The 4,245-nt window shown below is 67.3% G+C and carries 4 protein-coding genes; 1 reads left to right on the top strand and 3 read right to left on the bottom strand.

The window, feature by feature from the left end; all coding sequences use genetic code 11:
* Window positions 1-466: 466 nt before the first annotated feature.
* Both VGR06_RS26410 and VGR06_RS26405 read right to left on the bottom strand, forming a co-directional pair.
* Window positions 467-769, bottom strand: coding sequence for a DUF1905 domain-containing protein (locus VGR06_RS26410; protein WP_327561832.1), 303 nt, complete (start codon window positions 767-769; stop codon window positions 467-469).
* 275 nt (window positions 770-1,044) lie between these two features.
* The gene (locus VGR06_RS26405) at window positions 1,045-1,929 is read right to left on the bottom strand and encodes a sugar nucleotide-binding protein (protein WP_327561831.1); all 885 of its coding nucleotides are present in this window, start codon (window positions 1,927-1,929) and stop codon (window positions 1,045-1,047) included.
* A gap of 186 nt (window positions 1,930-2,115) precedes the next feature.
* Between VGR06_RS26405 and VGR06_RS26400 the strand changes: the two genes are divergently transcribed.
* The gene (locus VGR06_RS26400) at window positions 2,116-2,607 is read left to right on the top strand and encodes a YcxB family protein (protein ID WP_327561830.1); all 492 of its coding nucleotides are present in this window, start codon (window positions 2,116-2,118) and stop codon (window positions 2,605-2,607) included.
* A gap of 815 nt (window positions 2,608-3,422) precedes the next feature.
* Here VGR06_RS26400 and VGR06_RS26395 read toward each other — a convergent pair.
* A complete protein-coding gene (locus tag VGR06_RS26395) occupies window positions 3,423-4,160 on the bottom strand; it encodes a carboxymuconolactone decarboxylase family protein (RefSeq protein ID WP_327561829.1) in 738 nt (245 codons plus the stop codon).
* Between the last annotated feature and the right edge of the window lie 85 nt (window positions 4,161-4,245).

Below are 4,245 nucleotides of genomic sequence, written 5' to 3'. Positions count from 1 at the left end.
GGTTACCAGCAGGACGGTCGCGGTGAAGTAGGCAACTGTACGAGCTCTCATGTGCCATCCATCCTGGTCAATGTCAAACCTGGAGCATGGTAACGCCTCGGCCGGCCGATGAGCCGCATGCGTAGCCCGCCTTTCCCGGGGTAGTGGGACGCTCGGGATCTTCGACCGTGTTCTCCGACGAGAGCGGGCAGCAGGCGGCTCCAGCGTCAATGATTTCGGTGCAGAACACGGCCTGCCGATCTAAGGACGCGTTGCAGGTTTTGTGAAGCGCGGGCTCTGCCAAGCTTCGCTGACCCGGCAACCCGGTAGTCGCTCGGCTCGCAGTCGCCACCGGCACCTGGACCGGACAGCGTTCATCAACGCGACAACATCCTCGAGTCCCTCGCCACCGACCGCAGTCACACGGCGCCGACCCTCACCACCGTGCGCTGATGCCGGCTTGTCGCCGCTGGTCAGAAGTCAGTGGTCAAAAGTCGATGAGTTCGACGGTCACAGTCGCGGTGTCGCCCGCGCCGAGGCCTTCGGCCTCGCGAACATCGCGCTTGATGGGCAAGACATAGCCGTCGCGCGTGCTGTCCGGGAACACCGAGGTCGTCCACGTGCTGCCGCCAACCGTGGCCCGCACCCGCAGCGAGCCGAAGCCACGACGTCGGCCGCCGGTCAGGTCGCGGATCTCCTCGGACGCCGCGGCGGGCAAGCTGACGAAAATCCAGCTGTCGACGCGCCGGGCATCCCAAATCCACAGCTCGGCATCGAAAACGACAACCACGAGTTCAGCATCGCATGAGGGTCCGACAATTCCCGGCCACCAGCCACCGATCGTCCCGGTCGCCGCAAGCTGCGCTCGTCCAGCGTGCTGACCCATGTGGGGACCCGACAGGCCTACGCGGTCGTGCGTAGGCCAACCGGCCCGAATTCGGGCCTACTCACAGCCGCGATCCGACCGCTACGGGTCGTGACCGCCAAATCGGGCCGGGGCGCTTGTGGCGTCAACTCGAGGTCGACCGGGAGTGGCCCTGATTCGCCCGGATCCTTTCGGCCCCATCAGGGCCGTGGTCGACAGCGAACGCTGCTTGTCGTTGCCCGCGACGACCGTGTCGAGGTCGGCGTGGGTGCGAGGAACTCGCGTGCGCCTCGCAGGCGGGTGTTCAACCGCGCCTGGGTGTTGGTGCTGTCCAACCGTACGTCGATGGGTCCGGGGAGGCCGGTGCTGGCGCGTAGCCCGGTAGGAAGGGTGGCTTGGTCGAGACCGTCCCGGCGTGCGATGAGCACTCCGAGCTCGTAGCGGCTGATGGCATCCTTGCCGGCGACGTGGTGGATCCCCGAGTACGGCGACGCCGCCAACTCGAGTAGGGCGGAGGCGAGGTCGGTGACATGCACCGGGCATCGCACGTCATCGGTGAAGAGGGCACCGGTCACGGCACCGGCTGCCAGCGCGTGCACGTGTCTCTCGTGCGGGGAATCGCCGTCGCCGATGATCAGCGAGGTCCGGGCGATGACGGCGGTCGGCGTTATGCCCTTGATCGCCGTCTCGGCGGCGGCCTTGGCGGCACCGTATGGTGTCGCGGGATCCGGGACGTGCGTCTCGTCGTAGCGGGCCGTCGTACCGGAGAAGACCGCATCGCTGGACACGTGCACAAGGCGAGCTCCTGCCACCGCCGCCGCGAGGGCGACGTGCATGCCGCCCTCAGCTGTGGTTGCCCAGTCAGATTGCCGGTAGGCGGCATTGACGATCACATCAGGCCGTGCCGCGAGGACCAAGGCCGTGACGTCGTCGCGGTGGCGGATATCCAGATTCCTCCAGTCCACGTCAGCGACGGCGGGAACGCCACTGTGGAAGGTCGCCGCGACGCAATGATCGGCGCGCCGCGCCTGACGGGTGATTTCCAGTCCGAGAAAGCCGCTGCCACCCACCACGAGAAGATCCACTCGATCACGGTAAACCGTTCCGTCCGTTCGAGTACGCGGCGGAGCGCCGGCATCACGCCACCACCGCTGCTCAGATCGGCTGAGCGCCGCTGCCTCGTCACCGGGCTGTTCTGCTCATCCGGCCCGCATCTAGCGCCGATCGGGCGTGCCATACTGCCTCACCCCTTCAATGCGACAGGATGCCCCATGCCTATCTCCGGTGAGCTGCGGATTACCTACGCCGTGCTGCGGCGCATGACGCTCAGCGCTACCAGCGGGCGCACGCGCGCCGCGCGAATCGGCGGGGCGGTCTTGTTGGTGTTACTGCTGATGGTGGCCCTGATCTCCGGCTCGTTCACCGGGATGCTCAAGCCGATCCTGTTAATTGCGCTGCTCATCATGTTCCCCGAACTCGTGTCACTGCTCGGCTGGTGGACCCAACGCAAATCCCTGGACCAGCCATTTCGGTACCGGCTCACCACCGCCGGCGTCGAGATCCACTCCGCGACGACCCATCTGCAGGTGGACTGGGCCGGCATCTGCCGGGTCCGCCGTGGCCCGGACGTCTGGTTGCTCAAGCGCACCGGCCCGCAGCAGATTGCGCTCCCACGTTCCGCCTTCGCACCCGAGGACCAGCGGATCATCGATGACTTCCTGGCCGAGCGGTTCCCCACCGGCCGAGCCAGGACGGTGGCGTAGTGGGATCGGCGCAACGCACCCCGTGCCCACCGTCAGTTGTAGAGCAGGGCTCGATCACCGCTGCACGCGCCGCGAAGGCCAGGCCCACGGACTCTGCCCCGAGGCGGCGCGCTGCTAACGCGAGGACTTGCGCTAAGGCACGGTCGAGCCACTGAAGGTCGTTGGCGAGCGCCAGTTCGAGCGTGCCGCACTCTACGCGGCGGCCGGCAAGCTCCGCTGTACGCCGCGACACCGGCACGTCCCCGGGCTCCTGCACGGCCTTCACGCTAGGCGCCTGGCCAATACACCATCCAGGCCGGCTAGCCATCGGGGGATACGAACGCGGCGCAGGCAGACGCAGGCTTCAGCCGTGCCGCTCGGCGACGGCCGCAAGCCGGTCATAAAGCAAGGATCAGCCGGAACCGCCGCCAACCCCGGCCCGAACCCGGAGTGGAGCATCGATGACTACCGTCCCGCCGCTTCCTCCACGAGAGGCTGCCATGACCGGATCCCTGCACGATCAGACCGTACTGGTCGTCGGACGCGGCAGCGGAATCGCCCGCGCGGTCGTCCTCGCCGCCGCGACGCGGGCGCCGGCCTCGTCACCGGCGGTCGCAACCAGAACGCCCTGACCAGCGCATACGCCGGAGCCCGGCATCAGAATCGAATCCGTCGACCTCACCGACGAGGCGTCCATCGCGGGGCTCGGCGAACGCCTCGGCCCGGTCGACCACGTGGTCTCCACGACGGGCAGCAACGACATCGCAGGACTCGACTGTTGCCAGGCCACCCCTTGGCCCGGGGTGCGCCTCCACATGCGCCCCTGGGATGCACCCTCAGTCTTGTCTGTTGCTCAGCACCTTGTTCAGGACCTTACTGGCGTTGTCGGCTTCCTTCTGGCCGACTTCGGTCCGGAGCACAGCGACCAGGCCCTTCATGTTGACCTCGGTCAGTCCGGTGTTGAAGCCGATGGTGAAGTGGGCCTCCAGCTGGGAATTGACGCCGTCCAGGTTGGCCAGGGCGGCGATGGTCGCGATTTCCCTGCTCTGGAAGTCGAGGTTATCGCGCCCGAAGATGTCGCCGAACAGGTGGCCCTTGAGGAACTGGTCGATGGCGGGGGCGAAGGCGATGTACTCACCGGTTGCCGGGGCGCCGATCAGACGCGTCTGGTTCTCGGTGCCGAGCTCGACGCTGCTCTTGCCGGTGGGCAGCGGGCTTGCTACCTTGCCGGCCTCGTCGGTGATGCCGTTGGCTTCGCGGTCCTTCAGGACTGCCATGAACGTGGTGATGCTGTTCAGACTGCGGGGGAACCCCGCGTAGGCGTACATCTGGACGAGGATTTCCTTGATCTCGTTGACCGTCAGCCCGGCATCCAGACCCTCGTTCAGGGCCTTCTCCAGGCGCGGCAGCTCGCCACCCGCGGTGAACGCCGCGATGGTCGCCATCGCCTGCTGCCGGGCGGTCAAGCCGCGGTCCTCATGCTCGGCGTCGGCGCCGTACTGCTCGTCGGAGACCTTTTCCAGCCATTCGACGTTCTGGCCGTCGCGGACGCCGGTGAGCGCGATGTGCGTCATCGCGGAGGTCGGGGAGGCGCCGTGCCAGTGCTTGACCCCGGGCGGGCACCAGAGCACATCGCCGGCCCGGATCTCCTCGACCGGC

Origin of the sequence: Actinophytocola sp. (assembly GCF_036002505.1) — a bacterium.
Classification (GTDB): Bacteria; Actinomycetota; Actinomycetes; order Mycobacteriales; family Pseudonocardiaceae; genus DASYTH01.
This window is presented reverse-complemented; position numbering and strand designations above follow the sequence as displayed.

Bases quoted from the DNA above. Each gene is read 5' to 3' on its own strand.
- VGR06_RS26400 (WP_327561830.1), top strand. From the start codon at position 2,116: ATGCCTATCTCCGGTGAGCTGCGGATTACCTACGCCGTGCTGCGGCGC.
- VGR06_RS26395 (WP_327561829.1), bottom strand. From the start codon at position 4,160: ATGACGCACATCGCGCTCACCGGCGTCCGCGACGGCCAGAACGTCGAA.